Origin of the sequence: Kribbella sp. NPDC059898 (assembly GCF_042730855.1) — a bacterium.
Taxonomy (GTDB): domain Bacteria; phylum Actinomycetota; class Actinomycetes; order Propionibacteriales; family Kribbellaceae; genus Kribbella.
In genome coordinates, this window is record NZ_JBHWKR010000021.1 from 21,246 (window position 1) to 39,243 (window position 17,998).

Annotated in this window: 14 protein-coding genes; 10 read left to right on the forward strand and 4 right to left on the reverse strand. The window is 68.9% G+C overall.

All coding sequences use genetic code 11. The annotated features are described in order from the left end of the window. The first annotated feature begins 39 nt into the window (after positions 1-39). The gene (locus tag ACFV9C_RS40115; RefSeq protein WP_380202423.1) at positions 40-3,390 is read left to right on the forward strand and encodes a GH92 family glycosyl hydrolase; all 3,351 of its coding nucleotides are present in this window, start codon (positions 40-42) and stop codon (positions 3,388-3,390) included. Here ACFV9C_RS40115 and ACFV9C_RS40120 read toward each other — a convergent pair. Further along, entirely contained in the window at positions 3,380-3,964 is a 585-nt protein-coding gene (locus ACFV9C_RS40120) for a hypothetical protein (RefSeq protein WP_380202425.1), read from the reverse strand. The genes ACFV9C_RS40115 and ACFV9C_RS40120 overlap by 11 nt on opposite strands. 116 nt (positions 3,965-4,080) lie before the next feature. On the opposite strand from ACFV9C_RS40120, the gene ACFV9C_RS40125 reads away from it, so the two are divergent. Further along, positions 4,081-6,042, forward strand: a complete 1,962-nt coding sequence (locus ACFV9C_RS40125; protein WP_380202427.1) for a family 43 glycosylhydrolase — start codon at positions 4,081-4,083, stop codon at positions 6,040-6,042. Between the two features lies 1 nt (position 6,043). Here ACFV9C_RS40125 and ACFV9C_RS40130 read toward each other — a convergent pair whose 3' ends face one another. Further along, positions 6,044-6,742 carry a hypothetical protein gene (locus tag ACFV9C_RS40130; protein ID WP_380202429.1) on the reverse strand — a complete coding sequence of 233 codons (699 nt, stop codon included), beginning with the start codon at positions 6,740-6,742 and terminating at the stop codon, positions 6,044-6,046. A gap of 81 nt (positions 6,743-6,823) precedes the next feature. Then, positions 6,824-7,648: an LLM class F420-dependent oxidoreductase gene (locus ACFV9C_RS40135; RefSeq protein ID WP_380202431.1), complete on the reverse strand. Its 825-nt coding sequence runs from the start codon at positions 7,646-7,648 to the stop codon at positions 6,824-6,826. A 232-nt stretch (positions 7,649-7,880) separates the two neighbouring features. On the opposite strand from ACFV9C_RS40135, the gene ald reads away from it, so the two are divergent. The 8 genes from ald (at position 7,881) to ACFV9C_RS40175 (ending at position 16,087) form a co-directional block, all read left to right on the forward strand. Then, positions 7,881-8,996, forward strand: a complete 1,116-nt coding sequence (gene ald / locus ACFV9C_RS40140) for an alanine dehydrogenase (RefSeq protein ID WP_380202433.1) — start codon at positions 7,881-7,883, stop codon at positions 8,994-8,996. Further along, on the forward strand, positions 8,993-9,928 hold the full coding sequence (gene xerD / locus ACFV9C_RS40145; RefSeq protein WP_380202572.1) for a site-specific tyrosine recombinase XerD: 936 nt from the start codon (positions 8,993-8,995) through the stop codon (positions 9,926-9,928). Before ald ends, xerD begins: the two co-directional genes overlap by 4 nt. A gap of 11 nt (positions 9,929-9,939) precedes the next feature. After that, a complete protein-coding gene (locus ACFV9C_RS40150) occupies positions 9,940-11,193 on the forward strand; it encodes a low temperature requirement protein A (protein ID WP_380202435.1) in 1,254 nt (417 codons plus the stop codon). Positions 11,194-11,538: 345 nt separating this feature from the next. Continuing rightward, positions 11,539-12,450: a ParA family protein gene (locus ACFV9C_RS40155; protein ID WP_380202574.1), complete on the forward strand. Its 912-nt coding sequence runs from the start codon at positions 11,539-11,541 to the stop codon at positions 12,448-12,450. After that, positions 12,435-12,797 (forward strand): hypothetical protein, encoded by a 363-nt coding sequence (locus ACFV9C_RS40160; RefSeq protein ID WP_380202437.1) that lies wholly within the window; start codon positions 12,435-12,437, stop codon positions 12,795-12,797. Before ACFV9C_RS40155 ends, ACFV9C_RS40160 begins: the two co-directional genes overlap by 16 nt. 2 nt (positions 12,798-12,799) lie before the next feature. Next, positions 12,800-13,756 carry a segregation and condensation protein A gene (locus ACFV9C_RS40165; RefSeq protein WP_380202439.1) on the forward strand — a complete coding sequence of 319 codons (957 nt, stop codon included), beginning with the start codon at positions 12,800-12,802 and terminating at the stop codon, positions 13,754-13,756. Continuing rightward, positions 13,753-15,363 (forward strand): SMC-Scp complex subunit ScpB, encoded by a 1,611-nt coding sequence (gene scpB, locus ACFV9C_RS40170; RefSeq protein WP_380202441.1) that lies wholly within the window; start codon positions 13,753-13,755, stop codon positions 15,361-15,363. Before ACFV9C_RS40165 ends, scpB begins: the two co-directional genes overlap by 4 nt. Further along, positions 15,353-16,087, forward strand: coding sequence for a pseudouridine synthase (locus ACFV9C_RS40175; RefSeq protein ID WP_380202443.1), 735 nt, complete (start codon positions 15,353-15,355; stop codon positions 16,085-16,087). Before scpB ends, ACFV9C_RS40175 begins: the two co-directional genes overlap by 11 nt. A 97-nt stretch (positions 16,088-16,184) precedes the next feature. Here the strand turns inward: ACFV9C_RS40175 and ACFV9C_RS40180 are convergent, their stop codons facing one another. Further along, positions 16,185-17,834, reverse strand: a complete 1,650-nt coding sequence (locus ACFV9C_RS40180) for an APC family permease (protein ID WP_380202445.1) — start codon at positions 17,832-17,834, stop codon at positions 16,185-16,187. Positions 17,835-17,998 lie beyond the last annotated feature (164 nt).

The window sequence follows — 17,998 nt, forward strand, 5'->3', positions numbered from 1 at the left end:
TGACAACGATGTCACCCATCCGTGAAGGTTGGTCCGCCCATGCGTCGTTCTGTGCTGTCGCGTTTTCTGCTGGCTGGTGCGTTGGTGGTGGGGGTTGCTCCCGCCGCGCATGCCATTCCGTCACCGTCGCCGTCACCTACGGCCTCTCGTCCGACGACTGCGACGCCGCCTGATCCGTTGGCGGCGCGGTCATTCGGGCCGGAGGCGGTGGGGAAGAGCCGGATCACCGGGAGTTCGGGGGATCCGACGGAGCACGTGGATCCGTTGGTGGGGACCTCCAACGCGGGGGACACCTTTCCGGGTGCGGTGATGCCGTTCGGGATGTTCTCGTTCAGCCCGGAGACGAGCCGGGGGAACGCCTACCGGACGGCGGCGCCGGGTGGGTACCTGTACTCGGCGACGAAGATCCGCGGGTTCAGCCTCACGCACATGAGCGGGTCCGGTTGTGCGGGCGGGTCGGGGGACATCCCGATCTTCCCGCTGGCAGGCGACGTGACGACCTCGCCGCAGAGTGACGCGAAGGACGCGGTCTACGCCTCGACGTTCAGCCATGCCAACGAGGACGCGAAGCCGGGGTACTACAAGGTCGGTCTCGACTCCGGCGTGACGGCCGAGCTGGCCGCGACGACCCGGACCGGTTCGGCAGCCTTCACGTTCCCGGCGGACAAGGCCAAGACGCTGATGTTCCGTACGTCGAACTCCGAGGTCGGGTCGAGCGACGCGCAGCTCAGCATCGACCCGGCGCACCGGTCCGTCAGCGGCTCGGTGACCAGCGGCAATTTCTGCGGGTACCTGGCCAGCGTCGGGCAGCGCAGCTACTACACGTTGCACTTCGTCGCCGAGTTCGACCAGCCGTTCGCGAACCAGGGCACCTGGACCGACACGACCGTGACGCCGGGCAGCACGAGCGCCCGGGGCGGGACGACGTACGGCAAGGACGGCTGGATGCCGGCGGACCAGGGCTCCGGCGGGTACGTCGGGTTCGCGAGCGACAAGGTGACGATGCGGATCGGCATTTCGTACGTCAGCGAGGCCAACGCCCGGCAGAACCTCCGTGCGGAGAACCCGCGCGGTACGTCGGTCAACGTGACCGCTCTGAAGGCCGAGCAGGCCTGGCGACAGCAACTGGGCCGCATCGAGGCGACAGGCGGTACGACGGACCAGCGCACCACGTTCTACACCGCGCTGTACCACGCCCTGCTGCATCCCAACGTGTTCAGCGACGTCAACGGTCAGTACTGGGGCTTCGACCAGAAACCGCACACGGTGTCCCGCGGGCAGCAGGCGCAGTACGCGACCTTCTCCGGCTGGGACGTGTACCGCTCACAGCTCCAGCTACTGACTCTCCTCGAACCACGCCGCGCCGGTGACATCGCACAGTCCCTGTACAACCAGGCCTCACAGAACGATGGCGTCTGGGACCGTTGGACGCACGCCTCGGGCAGTACTGCGGTGATGACGGGCGACCCGTCGGCGCCGGCCATGGCGGGCATCTACGCGTTCGGCGGCACGAACTTCGACGTTCAGAAGGCTTTGAAGTCGTTGGTACAGGCCGCGAGCGTCCCGACCGCGAAGGACCTGAGCTCGGCCGGTAAGCCGGTGATGTCGATCGGTCAGCGCCCGTCGCTGGACAAGTACCTGGCGCTGCACTACATCCCGACCAAGTCGAACGCGTGGGGCGGTGCGGTCGAGACGCTCGAGGACGTGACCGACGACTTCGCGCTCGCCCAGTTGGCGCAGCGGACCGGCGACACCTCGACGTACCAGAGGTTCCTGACCAGGTCGCAGTACTGGCAGAACGTGTTCAACCCGGACAACGGCGGCTACGTGCAGAACCGGGACGACAACGGTGCCTGGCCCGCGTTCACGCCGTCGACGTACGACGGGTTCGCGGAGGGCAGCAGTGCGCAGTACACGTGGATGGTGCCGCACAACCGGGCCGGGCTGATCGAGGCGATGGGCGGGACCGACGCGGTGAACCAGCGGCTGGACGCGTTCTTCAAGAACCCCGACGGGACCTGGGCGCTGACCGGTGCGGGTGAACTGCACGCGGAGATGGACAACGAGCCGTCGATCAACACGCCCTGGATCTACAACTACACGGGCCGTCCGTACCAGACGCAGGAGACGTTGCGGCAGGCAATGAACCAGCTCTGGAACACCAGCACCGGTGGGATCCCGGGGAACGACGACCTGGGTGAGATGTCCTCCTGGTACGTGTGGACCGCGCTGGGCCTCTACCCGGACGTGCCGAGCCGGGCAGAGCTGCAGGTTGCTGCTCCGCTGTTCGAGCGGACCGTGATCCACCGCGACGGCGGCAAGACGATCCGGATCAACGCTCCCGGCGCGGACGCGCAGTACGTGCAGTCCTTGAAGGTCAACGGGAAGCCTACGAACCAGCCGTGGCTGCCGGAATCCTTTGTGCAGCACGGGGGAACGCTGGACTTCACTCTTGGTACGACGGCCAACAAGAGCTGGGGTACCGGGCAGGCACCGCCGTCGTGGCGGACCGGCGAGATCCTGTTCCAGACCTCTACCGACACCAGTCGAGTTGTCGTGGCTCCCGGTACCAGTGCATCGATCAAGCTGCAGGCGCACCGGTTGAGTGGAACCGCACAGGACGTCACCTACACGGTTAACGCGCCCGCAGGCCTCACAGCAACGCCTGCTACGGGCACCTTCCATGTGGACCAGAAGGGGAGTGCGGCGGTCACTATTACCGCCCCGGCCGGCACGCCAGACGGCCGCTATGCGGTCACAGTGCAGATGAAGGCAGCAGACGGAACCGCCTTGCCACAGGTCGGTTTCACCGTGGTCGTGGGCCAGCCGAACTCGTTCTTCGTACTACGGGAAGGTGCAGGCATCTCTGACGACAACGGCGACCACACCGAGGCCGATTACGACGGCGGCGGCGTCAGCTACTCCCGCCAGGCGCTGGCCGCAGCAGGGCTGACTCCTGGCGGCACAGGCACCGTGCAGGGCCTCAGCTTCACGTGGCCCGACGTACCGTCCGGCGACCCCGACAACGTGCCCGCCGACGGCCAGCTGCTCAACCTGAACCTGCCCGCCGGTACGACGAAGCTGTCCTTCATCGGCAGCGCCGTCAACGGCAACCAGCAGACCACCGCGACGCTCAACTACGCGGACGGTACGACGTCGCAAATCGACCTGTCTTTCAGTGACTGGACCCTCGGCGGTGGCGGCGACACCCTGCACTACGGCAACGTGATCGTCGCCACGACGCCGTACCGCAACGAGTCCGGCGGCGGCAAGGACAACGTGACGACCCACATCTTCGCCACGGCCCCCGTCACGTTGACTCAGACCCCGGTCAGCATCACCCTCCCCAAGAACCGGGACCTGCGCCTGTTCACGCTCGCTAGCGGCTGATCGCCTCGCCGCCGCCCTGCGCCAGGGCGGTGGCGACCTGACGGGCGTTCGCGGCGAACTCGTCCGCGGGGATCGGCGGCAACAGGTCGTCCCAGGCCGCGATCATCGCGCCGCGGAGCTGCATCATCCCGAGCGGGCGAGCCTGGAACCACAGGTGGAAGTGTTCGCTGCCGTCGCCCCAGCGGTTGAAGTGGGTGCGGGCGACCGGGTCGAGGTCCTGGATCGCCTTCGCGACCCGCTGGATCGTCGGGCCGAGGGTGGCGGTGAGTTCGGGCGGCAGGTTGTCGAGGCGGTAGTGCGTCCGCGGCTCGAGGATCGCGACGAACGGCAAGCCGCTCGGCTTGAACGCCTTCAGCTTCCACTGGGCGTCCCGCCAGATCACGTCGCGGTCCGGGTCCGCGCACGACCAGCAGTCCTCGCCGTTCTCACCACCGCGCGGCGGCTCGGGGAGCACCGGCTCGTCCAGCGGTACCACCTGGACGTCGCCCTCGAACGGGAAGAACGGGTGGCCGACGAGCGGCTCGGCGGACAGGCGCTCGCCGTACGGGAGCCGGCGGTGGTAGTCGGAGGTCATGCCCGCACTCTGCCGCAGCGGCGGGGCGCGGAGAAGTTTCGGTCGTGGTTTCACTGGTTGACGGGGTGCCGGGCGAACGGTCACGCTGCGGGGAATCGATTTCCGTGAGGTGGCTGATGGAGCTGAGGCGGCGGACTGTGGTGCTGGGCGGACTAGGGCTGGCGGCCACCGGGCTGATCGGGCTACCCGCGGAGGCGGCGGCGTTGGCGTGGGTAGGGGCCGGGCCGTTGCGGCATGTGTACGACCCGACGCCGGACGGGCCGCCGTACGAGTACCTGAACGACCACTGCGTGGTCCAGGGCCCGGACGGCACGTGGCACCTGTACGGGATCATCGGCGACTCCGCACCGCCCGGCGGCTTCCCCGACGGCGCGAAGGAGATCCACTTCGCGCACGCGACCGCTCCCGCGCTGGACGGGCCGTGGACGACGCAGCCGCCCGTACTGACGGTCGACCCGAACTACTACGGCGAAGTACACCTCTGGGCGCCGCATGTGATCGAAAGCGGCGGCACGTACTACATGTACTACGCCGCCGGCGGTAACGGCTGTGCGATCAACCTGGCAACGTCCACGGACCTCTTCACCTGGACACGGATCCCGCAAGGCCCGGTGTTCCGCGGCCTGGTCGCGCGGGACCCGTACGTGACCCGCATCGGTGACCAGTGGGTCATGTACTACTGCGAGCTGAAGGACTGGCAGTCGAACCACATCGTCGCGGCCCGCACCAGCACCGACCTGATCCACTGGAGCGCCGCACGGACCGTCTTCACCGACCCGAGCACCGACGCGAACGCCTCGGTCACCGAATCGCCGGTCGTGGTCGAGCGCGACGGCACCTATTACCTGTTCATCGGCCCACGCTTCGGGTACGTCGGTACCGATGTGTTCCGCAGTACCGACCCGTTCAACTTCCAGCTGTCCAACTACGCCGGCCACGTCCCCGGGCACGCCATTGAGGTCGTAGGGGACCACGTGACCGCGGCAGGCTCGTTCCAGCACGGTATCTACCTGGCCGACCTGCAATGGCGCAGTACGCCGCCTGTCTGGCACAGCCCGGACAACCCGGCCGCCGGCCTGAACCCGCAGGGCGCCATCGAACTGTTTGCCCTCGACAACAACCACCGGATCGTACGGCGGATGCTGCCGGGGGACTGGGAGTTGTTCAGTGACGAGGTGACCACCGTGCCGACCGTAGGCCGCAACACGGACGGCAGGCTGGAGCTCTTCACGGTTGCGAAGGATCAGGGCCTCATCCACCGCGTCCAGCGAGCAGACGGGACCTGGGGCGACTGGGAGGTGTTCGGAGGCGCTGCAGGTGCCGCACCGACCGTGTCACGCAACGCGGACGGCCGTCTCGAGGTGTTCGCGCTCGGCCCGGCCGGGGCGTACATCACGCACCGCTGGCAGAACGGGGGCGGCTCTACAACCTGGAGTGACTGGGAGAGCTTCGGCGGCCCAGCTGGAGCACCACCGGTCGTCGGTGTGAACGCAGACGGCCGCATGGAGGTCTTCGCGCTAGGCCCTGGCGGTGCGTACGTCGCACACCGTTGGCAGAACGCACCGAACGGCGGTTGGAGCTCCTGGGACACGTCGTTCGGTGGACCGGCTGCTGCACTCAGTACGGTCAACCGCGACGGCCGTGGGCTGCTCAACGTGTTCGCGCTCGCTCCGGTGAGTACCGGCGTACACAGGAGAGTGCAGGCCGCACCGAGCGGTGGCTGGGCCGGTTGGCAGCAGGCGGACTCGTGGGCCGACGCCTCCGCGCGTACCGCGGTCAACGCGGACGGCCGGCTCGAGATGTTCTGCATCCCGCCCGGTGGCGCACAGATCACGCACCGCTGGCAGACGACACCAACCAGCGGTACGTGGAGCAGCAGCGAGGTGTTCGACACACAGCCGGTCGCAGCCGGCCCCACGGTGATCGTGGACGCGAGCGGCCGTCAGCACGTGTTCGCCGTGTCGCCGGACGGCGTACTGCGCGAACGCGTCCAGGTCGCCCCGAGCAGCGGCTGGGGACCCTGGCAGACGTTGCCAGGAGCCCCCATCCTGCCGCTGCCGACAGGCCACCCCTCCTAGTTCACATCTGCGGTACGGCGGTCTCCGGGCCGGTGGTGAGCTCCGGGAGGTGTTCGCGGACCATGTAGCCGCTCGCCGCCAGCACCCAGATCGCGGACACCAGCAACGGGACGGTGCTCATCAACCAGCCGCCCGCCACGAACGCGCCGCTGGTGGCGAACACACCGAACGCGCCGAGGAAGGACACCACGGCGGCCAGCAGGGACAGGTAGCCGAGCCAGTCCGGCATCACGTGCGTCCGCAGTACGCCGATGCCGGCCGCGCCCAGCGGGAGCGCCGCGGCGAAGCCGATCAGCGTCGTCGTCAGCGCGCTGAGCTGGAACATCGACAGCGTGATCGCCGCATCCCGCCCGCTGATCCCGGACGCCAGCGCGGCCTGCATGCCGGCGTTCACGAAGATCGCGCCGCCGACCAGGACCGCTCCGGCCATCAGGGCGAGGTGGACGTCGCTGCGCTCGGCCCGCTCGCGCATCGCCTCGGCGAAGGCCACCGCGAACCAGATCACCAACCCGGCGGCGGCCGCCCACAACAGCGAACTGAACAGGATCGTGGTCCGGTGGTCGCTGACCCAGCTCGAGATCGTGCTGTCCGAGTCACCGACCGTCGGAGGGTTACCGGGCAGGAACCTGCCCAGCATTGCCAGGACGACGAAGGCCAGTCCGGCGAAGCCGCCCCATCGCAACTCGTGCCGCTCAGTCATGGGGAAACACCTCCAACGCGCACCACACCGATGTGGTGCACCTACTGCCGATGTTCCCCCGTTTCAGCCGGGAATCAAGACCTATCCGAGCACGGTCGCGAGCGCCTCGTAGCCGGGCAGCAGATCGATCCCTTCGTGGCCCAGTTGCTGGATCGCGACGTGGTCGGCGCCGGCGTCCAGGTGTGCCTTCAGGCCGGTCGCGACCTCGACCGCGGAGCCGTGCAGCACCATCGCGTCGACGAGCCGGTCGCTGCCGCCGTTCGCGAAGTCCTCCGCGGTGAACCCGAGCCGCTGGAAGTTGGTCGTGTAGTTGCTCAGCTGCAGGTACCGCTCCAGCCAGTCGCGGCCGGTCGCGCGGGCGATCTCCGGATCGGTCTCCAGCACGATCGCCTGCCCGGGCGCCAGCAGTACGCCGCCGCCGAGGATCCGCCGCGCCTCCCGGGTGTGCTCCGGCGTGACCAGGTACGGGAGCGCGCCGGCCGTCCGCGCGCCGGACAGCTGCAGCACCTTCGGGCCGAGCGCCGCGAGGGCCCGCCGGTCCTCCGGCACCTTCGCGTCGTCGAGTTCGTCCAGGTAGCCGACGATCGTCCGGTACGGGGACCTGTACTCGCCGGTCGCCTCCCGGTGCCCGATCCCGACGCCGAGCAGGAACCGCCCGGGGTGCTCGTCCTCGAGCCGGTGGTACGACGCCGCGACCTCGGCCGCCGGCGACTTCCAGATGTTGACGATGCTGGTGCCGACGGCAACCGAAGACGTTGCGGCCAGCAACACCTCGGCGTCGCGGAGGCCCGCCTCCGGCGAGCCGCCCAGCCAGAGCGTGCCGTACCCGGCGCGCTCGAGTCCGGCCGCCAGCTCCGGGCCGTGGTGGTGCCCCGCGTGCCAGATCCCGTAGCGTCCCAGTTCCATCGCCACTCCCGTGTTCCTCTCGTCGAGCGTCCTGGTCAAAGCATCCCTGACCACTACGAATAGCCGTCAATGATGGTTGCCGTGTCAGCCGCAGTACCATCAGACCATCCGGCCGAGTGGTATGAACCCGACAGGCATACACTCGGCAGCGACCTGGCAGCGTCCCCTCAACCGCCGGGCCGCGGACACAACGATGTGGGCCGCACACCTGGACGGGAAAGAAGGGCGTGTTGTGAAGGTCGGAGTTCCCAAGGAAGTCAAGAACCACGAGTACCGGGTGGCGATCACCCCGTCCGGCGTGCACGAGTTCGTGCGTGGCGGGCACGAGGTTCTGATCGAGCAGGGGGCAGGCAACGGTTCACTGATCCCGGACGAGGAGTACGTAGCCGCCGGGGCACGGATCGTGGCCGCAGCGGACGACGTCTGGGCGGACGCGGAGCTGGTGCTCAAGGTGAAGGAGCCGGTGGCGGAGGAGTACCACCGGATGCGCAAGGACCAGGTGCTGTTCACCTACCTGCACCTCGCCGCCAGCCAGGACACCACCGAGGCACTGCTCGAGTCCGGCATCACCGGCATCGCGTACGAGACGGTGCAGTTGCCGGACGGCACGCTCCCGTTGCTGGCGCCGATGAGCGAGGTGGCCGGCCGGCTCGCCCCGCAGTCCGGCGCGTACCACCTGATGGCGCAGGGGGGCGGCCGCGGCGTACTGCTCGGTGGCGTGTCCGGCGTCCACCCGGCGCGGGTGGTGATCCTCGGCGCAGGCGTCTCCGGGATGAACGCGGCCGCGATCGCGCTCGGTATGCAGGCGCAGGTGCAGTTGTTCGACCGGAACATCGCGCGGCTCCGGCTCGCCGACCAGATCTACCAGGGCCACCTGCTGACGATCGCCTCGAACGCGTACGAGATCGAGCGCGCGGTCCTCGAGGCCGACCTGGTCATCGGCGCGGTGCTGGTGGTCGGTGCGAAGGCGCCGAAGCTGGTCACCAACGACATGGTCAGCAGGATGAAGCCCGGCAGCGTGCTGGTGGACATCGCGATCGACCAGGGTGGCTGCTTCGAGGACTCGCGGCCGACCACGCACGCCGACCCGGTGTACAAGGTCCACAACTCGCTGTTCTACTGCGTCGCGAACATGCCCGGCGCGGTGCCGAACACGTCGACGTACGCGCTCACCAACGTGACACTGCCGTACGCGATCGAGCTGGCGAACCTGGGCTGGCGTGAGGCGCTGAAGTCGGACCACAGCCTGGCGCTGGGGCTGAACACGTTCGACGGCCACGTCACGTACGGACCGGTCGCGGACGCGCACAACCTGTCACAGCTCAAGCTCGACGAGGTGCTGGTCTGAGCATCACCAGAGCGGTTGGCGCATACCTGGACCACCTCACGGTGGAACGCGGCCTGGCCGCCAACACTCTGGCGTCGTACCGGCGCGACCTGCGCCGGTACGGCGGCTATCTGGCGGCTGTGGGCATCGACAGCCTCGGCGGGATCACGGAGGCCGTGGTCGCCGACTTCCTGATGCGGCTGCGCGAGGGCGACGCGGACCACCCGCCGCTCACCGCTTCCAGCGCCGGACGGACCGTTGTGGCGGTCCGCGGGTTCCATAAGTTCTGCGTACGCGAGGGACTGACCGCAGTGGACCCTGCCGCGGCCGTGAAGCCCCCTGTGCCGCCACAACGGCTGCCCAAGGCACTGTCTGTCGACGAGGTCACCCGGATCCTCACAGCGGCGGCTGGCGCCGAGGCTGAGCCGGCCGTTTTGGCCACTCGTGACGCCGCGTTGCTGGAGTTCTTGTACGGCACAGGCGCCCGTATCTCGGAGGCGGTCGGGCTGGACGTCGACGACATCGACGTAGACGCCGGTGGGGTCCTGCTGCGCGGCAAGGGCAGCAAAGAGCGGGTGGTGCCTGTCGGTACGTACGCCCGCGACGCCCTGTCGGCGTACCTGGTCCGTGGCCGTCCTGATCTCGTCGCACGCGGCCGTGGGACCCCAGCACTGTTCTTGAACGCCAGAGGTGGCCGTTTGTCCCGGCAGAGCGCCTGGACGGTACTGCGTCGCGCTGCGCAACGTGCAGGCATCTCCAAGGAGATCTCGCCGCACACGCTCCGTCACTCGTACGCAACGCACCTGCTGGACGGTGGGGCCGACGTACGTGTAGTCCAGGAGCTCCTGGGGCACGCGTCCGTGACAACGACCCAGGTGTACACCCTGGTCACCGTCGACAAGCTGCGCGAGGTCTACGCGACGTCGCATCCACGGGCCCTCTCCTCGTCGTAGTCTTGGCGGCCGTGGCTGACCAAGCTGAGGAACGGCACGCCAGCTGGCTCGAGCTGTTCTTCGATCTGACTGTCGTGGCGGCTGCCGCCCAGATTGCCCACCGGCTGCACCAGGCCGAGACCGTTGGGCAGGTGGCCGCGTGTGCTGCGATGTTCTACGCGGTCTGGAGCGTGTGGACGACGACCAGCGTGTACGCGAACGTGGCTGGTGCGCGTACCCGTCGCAGGGCGGTACTGCGGACCATGCTGGGCGTCGGCGTGATGGCTGCCGCCGTACCGGGCGTCTTTCCCGGGCTGCTGCCGCACCACGGTGAGACCGACCTGCAGGATCGTACTGCGGCGTTCACGGTCGCCTTCATCATCTGTAGAGGCATCGCGTCGCGGGCTGCGTCACGTGACGGGCAGGTGATCGCCTTCTGGCCGGCTACGCAGACGGCCGTGGCAGCGCCGTTCATCGTCTCGCTGTTCACCGATGAGCCCGTGACGTACTGGCTGTGGGGTGTGGGCGTCGTACTCGACCTCGTGACGTCTGTGCTCGGCGCGCGGAACCCCCGCTCGATGGAGGAGCGCGCCAAGCGCATCAGGCACGACCTGGAGCAGGGACAGCACCGCAGCCAGTGGCTCAGCCGGTTGCTGCGTGGTGGTTCGTCTTCAGAGCCTGCGACGCCCGCATTGGTCACAGTTGCGCAGGCAGAGCGCGGTCACCTCGACGAGCGGCTCGGTCTGTTCGTGATCATCGTCCTGGGCGAGGCCGTGGCCCAGGTCGTCACTGCGGACACCGGCAAGCCCTGGAACGGTGCTGTGGTGCTCTCGTCCGTCGCGGCGTTCTTCCTGGTCGTCATCCTGTGGCAGCTGACCACGCTGTACGGGTTCACCCCGGCGCCCCGCAGTACCAAACCGCTCGAGCCGTGGCAGGCGCTGCCCGCACACCTGGGAGTGACAGCGGCGATCGTCTCCGTCGCCGCCGGCCTCGGTGCGCTCATCCCGGAGGCGGAGGGGCACCTGCTCACGAGGGACCGCTGGCTGATCTTCGGCGGGCTCGCGTTGTACTTGGTCAGCAGCGTCGGCGCAGGTGTCGCCGGGCGGGCGCCGCTGCGGTGGTACGCCGGGTGGGCCGGGCCGAGCCTGGTGGCCGCCGTACTGCTCGGTGTCCTGGGGCACGGGCTGGAGGCGTGGCTGCTGGCGTCGCTGGCGGTGGTCGTGCTGGGCTGGTTCGCGCTGTACAACTGGTTCGCGAAGGGCCGGACCCCGGTATCCGTGACCTAGAAACCGTGTGCGATCATCTGGTGACGGTTGGTCACTCCGGGAGGGCGACCGGCCGCGTTCGGAGCTTTGTCGACAAACAGCCCCACCCCGGTGCGGAGTGGCTGGTTGAGAGTGCTTGAATGCACGCTTACAGTCGCTGGGATCGCCCGTATCGGTTGAAAGGTTTGACGAGTCATGAACGAGTCGACATTCCCGGGCACCGAACACGTGATGGGCCACTACGCCGCCCCGGAGCAGGCCCATTCGATCAGCACGCCCCTGAACCCTCAGGAGCAGCCCCAGCACAGCACCCCGCCCCGTCCGGCACCCGTGCCGGCGCGAGCCCTGCCCGACAACTATGCGGAGATGCCGAAGCCGACGGCCAAGCTCACCGCGGAGGACCTTGCACCCGTGAAAGACCCGAACGGCCCGCGTCACACGATCGGGCCGACCGGCCGGCCGATGCCCGACCTGCCGGAGCCGCAGCCCCCGACCAGGACCGGTCCGGCGCAGGTGATCGCGATGTGCAACCAGAAGGGCGGCGTCGGCAAGACCACCACGACGATCAACCTCGGCGCGGCGATCGCCGAGACCGGTCGCAAGGTGCTGCTGATCGACTTCGACCCGCAGGGATCCGCCTCGATCGGCCTCGGCGTCCAGCCGCACGACCTCGAGCTGTCGGTCTACAACCTGCTGATGCAGCGCGACATCACTCCGGACGAGGTGATCCAGCCGACCCGGGTGGAGAACCTCGACCTGCTGCCGGCCAACATCGACCTGTCCGCGGCCGAGGTGCAGCTGGTCCAGGAGGTCGCCCGGGAGTACACGCTGCAGCGCGTCCTGGACCCGATCATCCCGCTGTACGACGTGATCCTGATCGACTGCGCCCCGTCGCTCGGGCTGCTCACCGTGAACGCGCTGACCGCGTCGAACGGCATCGTCGTACCGCTCGAGTGCGAGTTCTTCGCGCTCCGCGGGCTGGCCATGCTGACCGACACGATCGCCAAGGTCCAGGACCGGCTGAACCCGAAGCTCGAGATCGTCGGGATCCTCGGCACCATGTTCGACGGGCGGACGACGCACGCCCGGGAGGTCCTCGACCGGGTGGTCCAGGCCTTCGACGAACGCGTCTTCCACACAGTCATCCGGCGTACCGTGAAGTTCCCCGAGACCACGGTCGTCGGCGAGCCGATCACGACGTACGCCCCGTCATCGAGCGCGGCCGCGCAGTACCGCGATCTCGCCAAGGAGGTGCTGGCGCGTTGTCCCGCCGGGTGAGCCTGCCAGGTGCCAGTGAACTCTTCGGGGGTGCGGCACCTCAGCAGACCAGACCCGAGAAGCGCACCACCACCACCGAAGGGCCCGGCACCGTCCGGGCCCGGACGACGGTCGTCGACGACCGGAAGTCGAGTGGTCGGATCCGGCACGACACGAAGATCACCGTGTACGTGACGGAGGAGGAGCTGCTCGGCCTGGAACAGACCAGACTCGCGCTGCGCGCGGAGCACGGCCTGACGGCCGACCGGGGCCGGATCGTCCGGGAGGCGATCGACGTCCTGCTCGCCGACTTCGTCGACCACGGGCCGGACTCGGTGCTGGTACGGCGGTTGAAGGCCTCGGAGTGACCGTGTCCGCCACGGACCCGCTGGACCCGCCCGCCGAAGGTGCTGTTGCCGAGGGCAAGGGGTTCAGCGTTCACCTGGTGAACTTCGAAGGACCGTTCGACCTGCTGCTGCAGCTGATCTCGAAACACAAGCTGGACATCACCGAGATCGCGCTGTCGGTGATCACCGACGACTTCATCGCGCACATCAAGGCGCTGGGGTCGGAGTGGGACCTCGACCAGACGTCGGAGTTCCTGCTGATCGCGGCGACGCTGCTCGATCTGAAAGCGGCCCGGCTGCTGCCCAAGGGCGAGGTCGAGGACGACGAGGACCTGGCGCTGCTGGAGGCGCGCGACCTGCTGTTCGCGCGGCTGCTGCAGTACCGGGCGTTCAAGCAGATCGCGGCGCTGATGCAGGAGCGGATGGCGCTCGAGGCGCGGCGGTTCCCGCGGGCCGTCGGGGTGGAGCCGCGGTTCGCGGAGCTGCTGCCCGAGGTACTGCTCGGGATCGACCCGGCCGGCCTGGCCGCGCTCGCGGCGCGGGCGCTGGCGCCGAAGGACGACGTACCGCCCGGGGTCTCGCTGGCGCACCTGCACGCGCCGGCCGTCACGGTGCGGGAGCAGGCGATCGTGATCGTCGACCGGCTGCGCCGGCAGCGGAGCGCGACGTTCCGGTCGCTGGTGGCGGACTCGCCGGACACGGTGACGACGGTCTGCCGGTTCCTGGCGTTGCTGGAGCTGTTCCGTGAGGCGGCGGTGTCGTTCGACCAGGTGACACCGTTGGGTGAGCTGACGATCCGGTGGACCGGCACCGACGAGGGCGAGATCGACGTCAGCGACGAGTTCGACGAAGAACACCAACCCGAGGACGAGTCCGGCGAGGCTCCCCGCGTCGAAGAAGACCCCACCTTCCTCGAGCCCGGCGCCAGCCTCACCGACGAATCCGACCTCCCCACACCCGACGAGACGGCAAACCAGTGACCGACAACTCCAACCCTGAGGCCACACCCACCGAGCAACCTGCCGCCACAGACGGGCCGACCACCGAAGCACCTGAGGACCACCAGGCGCCGGTTGCAGCGGACGCCGACCAGACTCCTACCTCCACCGACCAGCCGACGCAGGATGCACCCACCGCGGGCAACGAAGCGGACGAGGACGACCGGACGCCACTCGCAGACGACGAGACCCCTCCCGCCTCCACCGACCAGTCGGCACCCGAAGCACCCGCCGACAGCACGACCACGGACGCCGCGGACGGCGCCGACGAGGCGGACGAGGCGTCGGGGGACGGCCGCGGTACGACCGGGAACGGCCGCGGTACGACCGGGAACGGCCGCGGTACGACCGGGAACGGCCGCGGTGCGACCGGGAACGGCGACGGTGCTGTCGATGGCTCGTCCGGTAGCGAGGAGGACGAGCAGCCCTCCACCGCCGATGACCAGCCGACACCGGCCGCGGGTGAGGGGTCGGACGAGGGCGAGCGGGCGGTGGCGGGTGCGTCGGCTGGTGGGTCTTCCGGTGGGGGTGATGAGGAGTTCTTGCCGGCGGGGCAGATGGTGTTGGGGGATGAGGTTGTTGTCGACGACGACACGATGCGGCGGGCGGTCGAGGCGATCTTGATGGTGACGGACGAGCCGTTGCCGGTGTTGACGCTGGCGCGGGCGGTGGGGCGGCCTACCGGGGATATTGCGGCGGCGCTCGCGGGGCTGGCGGCGGAGTACACCGAGCAGGGGCGCGGGTTCGACCTGCGGGAGGTCGGCGGCGGGTGGCGGTACTACACGCGCCCGGAGGCCGCGCAGTACGTCGAACGCTTCGTCCTCGACGGCCAGCAGTCGCGGATCACCCAGGCGGCGCTCGAAACGCTTGCGGTGGTCGCGTACAAACAGCCGGTCAGCCGGGCGCGCGTCTCCGCGATCCGCGGCGTGAACGTCGACGGCGTCATGCGTACGCTCGTCGCCCGCGGCCTGGTGGAGGAGGCAGGCGCGGACACGGAGTCGCAGGCCACGCTTTATCGCACCACGACGTACTTCCTGGAACGCATGGGCATGCAGTCCCTCGACGACCTCCCGGAACTGGCGCCGTACCTCCCGGAGATGGACGACATCGAGGAAGAACTGGCCGCTCAAGCCCTCCCACCGACTTCGTCCCCGGAGGACGGAGAAGCGGCCGGCGAGCCCGCCGCCGAACAACCCCACCTGACCTCCGAGCCCTCGGACAACGCGGACGATGAACTCGAGCCGGGTACGCCGCAGCCCGCGACGTCCGGCGATGTCACACCCGACCAGGCGCCGACCGACGAGCCCGCGGATGATGCACAGGCCGACGACGCGCTGGCCGAGGAAGCGCTGGCCGACGACACGAGCGACGAGCCCGGTACGCACGCGCCGGAGCACGTCGTGGTGGAGGACCACGAGGAGCCGACGGGTGCTGCCACGGACGATGACGCCGTAGGTGATGCGCAGGCGGATGCGTCCGAGGATGAGTCTGGTGTGGCGGAGGACGGCGGAGTATCCGTGGAAGACGGCGCGGTAGATGGGGCGGGCGTTCGCGACCCGGCCGAGGATGGGGTGCGGCATGGGGGATGAGGCCGGGGTTCGGTTGCAGAAGGTTCTGGCTCGGGCGGGCGTCGCTTCGCGGCGGACCGCGGAGTTGATGATCGAGGAGGGGCGGGTCGAGGTCGACGGGCGGGTGGTGACCGAGTTCGGGGTGCGGGTGGACCCGGAGAGCGCGGTGATCCGGGTGGACGGCGAGCGGATTCCGCCGGTCAGTGCGAACGTCTACCTGGTGCTCAACAAACCCCGCGGCGTCGTCACCACGATGTCCGACCCGCAGGGGCGGCCTTGTATCACCGACTTCGTGCAGGACCGGCCGGAGCGGCTGTTCCACATCGGGCGGCTGGACACCGACACGGAGGGGCTGCTGCTGCTCACCAACCACGGTGAGTTCGCGCACCGTCTCGCGCATCCGTCGTACGAGGTCTCCAAGACGTACGTCGCCGAGGTCGACGGCAACGTCAAACCGGCGGTACTGCGCCGGCTCCTGGACGGCGTGGAGCTCGAGGACGGTCCGGCGCGCGCCGACACCGTGAAGATCGTGTCCACCGTCCCGGGCCGGACGCTTGTGGAGATCAGCCTGCACGAGGGCCGGAACCGGATCGTACGGCGGATGTTCGACGCCGTCGGGCATCCGGTGAAGCGGCTGACCCGCACCGCGATCGGCCCGGTCCGCCGCGGCAACCTGCACACCGGGGAGCTGCGCGAGCTCGATCCCAAGGAACTCGGGCAGCTGCTAGACCTGGTTGAGCTGTAGGGGCGGATCTGCAGGCCATCACAACCGCACACGATCGGCGCAGCTGAGCGTGGATCAGCTGCGCCGACGGCGATTGTGATGGCCTGGGGATCCGCCCCTACGCCTGCAGGTCCGCCTCCTCCGGCAGCACAACCTGGTTGACCATGTCGGTGATCCGCTCGGACGGCAGCGCGACCGCCATCGCCCAGAAGTAGATGACCAGGCTGAACACCGCCACCGCGGCGATGTCCCACCAGAGCGGGAACCACGGGTGCTTGAGCGGCCCGAAGTCGCTCAGGTACACGATCAGCCCCATCCCGACCAGGTAGACGGGCAGCCACTGCGCGGCCTTCAGGTCGAGCTGCGGCGTGATCGGGTTCATCTTGAACACCCGGTTCGCGACCAGGATCACGTACCCGATCAGGATCGCGACGCCGAGCTTCCAGTCGGTGACCCAGCCGGACCACAGGATCAGCAGGTTCGCGACCACGAACGCCAGCGGCGACATCCACGTTGCCCCCGGCAACCGGTACGGGCGGGTCGCCTCGGGCAGCCGGCGGCGGAACACGCCGAGCGACAGCGGCGCCCCGGCGTACATCAGCACGCTGGCGCTGGTGATCAGCCCGACCAGCGACCGCCAGCTCGGGAACGGCAGGAAGCACACGCACCCGATGACGAAGGCGGTGATCAGGCCGACCCACGGTACGCCGCGCTCGTTGGTCTTCTCGAACACCGACGGGACGTACCCGTTGCGGCTCAGCCCGTACGAGACCCGCGAGCTGCCGGTGATGTAGATCAGGCCGGTACCTCCTGGCGAGATGATCGCGTCGATGTACAGGATCGTGGCCAGCCAGCCGAGTGACGCCAGTGTCGCGACCTGCGCGAACGGGCCGGTCAGCGTGTTGAACGCCGCGGTCGCCCAGGTGCCCTGGACCTGCGACGCGGGCAGCGCACCGAGGAACGCGACCTGCAGCGCGATGTAGATCAGCGCACCGATCACGATCGAGCCGATCACCGCGCGCGGGATGTCGCGGCGCGGGTTGCTGCTCTCACCGGCGAGCTGGTCGGCCTGTTCGAAGCCGAGCAGGGCGAAGATGATGCCGCTGGTGGAGACCGCGGACAGGATGCCCTTCGCGCCACCGGGGTTGAAGCCGTCGGCGGCGGTGAAGTTGCTGCCGTGGAACTGCGCGATCGCCAGCACGAAGATGGTCAGCAGCGGGATGCCGACCTTCCACCAGGTGGCGACGCTGTTGGTCCGGGCGAGCAGCCGGATGCTGAGGAAGTTGATCGCGGTGATCGCGGCCATCAGCAGCACGGCCACCACGATTCCGGGTCCGGTGAGGATGTGCTCGCCGCCGCTGGTCCGCTCCCAGCCCCTCGCGAACGAGTAGTGGGTGCCGTAGGTGATCATCGCCAGCACCTCGATCGGTGCCACGGTGGCGGCCTGCAGCCAGGAGAACCAGCCGAACGACGCCCCGGCCGCGCCACCGAAGGCGTAGTGCGGGAACCGCGCCGTACCGCCGGAGACCGGGTACATGCCGCCGAGTTCGGCGTGCGTCAGCGCCAGGATGAGGATCGCGACACCGCCGATCACCCACGAGATGATCGCCGCGGGGCCGGCGGTCGCCAGCGCCCCCTGCGCTCCGAACAGCCAGCCGGAGCCGATGATCGACCCCTCGGACGCCCAGATCAGGCCGACGAAACCGATGTCGCGTCGCAGTCCGGGCCGGTTCCGCTCCGTCGAGGGATGTGCAATGGAAGTGGCCATACCTGCACGATCGCTCCGGTCCGCGACGCGTGCAGTCACGCTGGCTGGAGATCCGCCCCCCTGCTAGCAGGTACGGCGGTGTTCCGGCCTGCTGCGAGGACGCGACGGCGTACCGGATCGCATGCTGGCGGGGAGAGAACACTGCGGCGATCACGAAGGACGCA

What these genes read in the sequence shown, in the direction of transcription:
- ACFV9C_RS40115 (WP_380202423.1), top strand. Translation starts at nt 40, where the DNA reads ATGCGTCGTTCTGTGCTGTCGCGTTTTCTGCTGGCTGGTGCGTTGGTG.
- ACFV9C_RS40120 (WP_380202425.1), bottom strand. Translation starts at nt 3,964, where the DNA reads ATGACCTCCGACTACCACCGCCGGCTCCCGTACGGCGAGCGCCTGTCC.
- ACFV9C_RS40125 (WP_380202427.1), top strand. Translation starts at nt 4,081, where the DNA reads ATGGAGCTGAGGCGGCGGACTGTGGTGCTGGGCGGACTAGGGCTGGCG.
- ACFV9C_RS40130 (WP_380202429.1), bottom strand. Translation starts at nt 6,742, where the DNA reads ATGACTGAGCGGCACGAGTTGCGATGGGGCGGCTTCGCCGGACTGGCC.
- ACFV9C_RS40135 (WP_380202431.1), bottom strand. Translation starts at nt 7,648, where the DNA reads ATGGAACTGGGACGCTACGGGATCTGGCACGCGGGGCACCACCACGGC.
- ACFV9C_RS40155 (WP_380202574.1), top strand. Translation starts at nt 11,539, where the DNA reads ATGCCGAAGCCGACGGCCAAGCTCACCGCGGAGGACCTTGCACCCGTG.
- ACFV9C_RS40175 (WP_380202443.1), top strand. Translation starts at nt 15,353, where the DNA reads ATGGGGGATGAGGCCGGGGTTCGGTTGCAGAAGGTTCTGGCTCGGGCG.
- ACFV9C_RS40180 (WP_380202445.1), bottom strand. Translation starts at nt 17,834, where the DNA reads ATGGCCACTTCCATTGCACATCCCTCGACGGAGCGGAACCGGCCCGGA.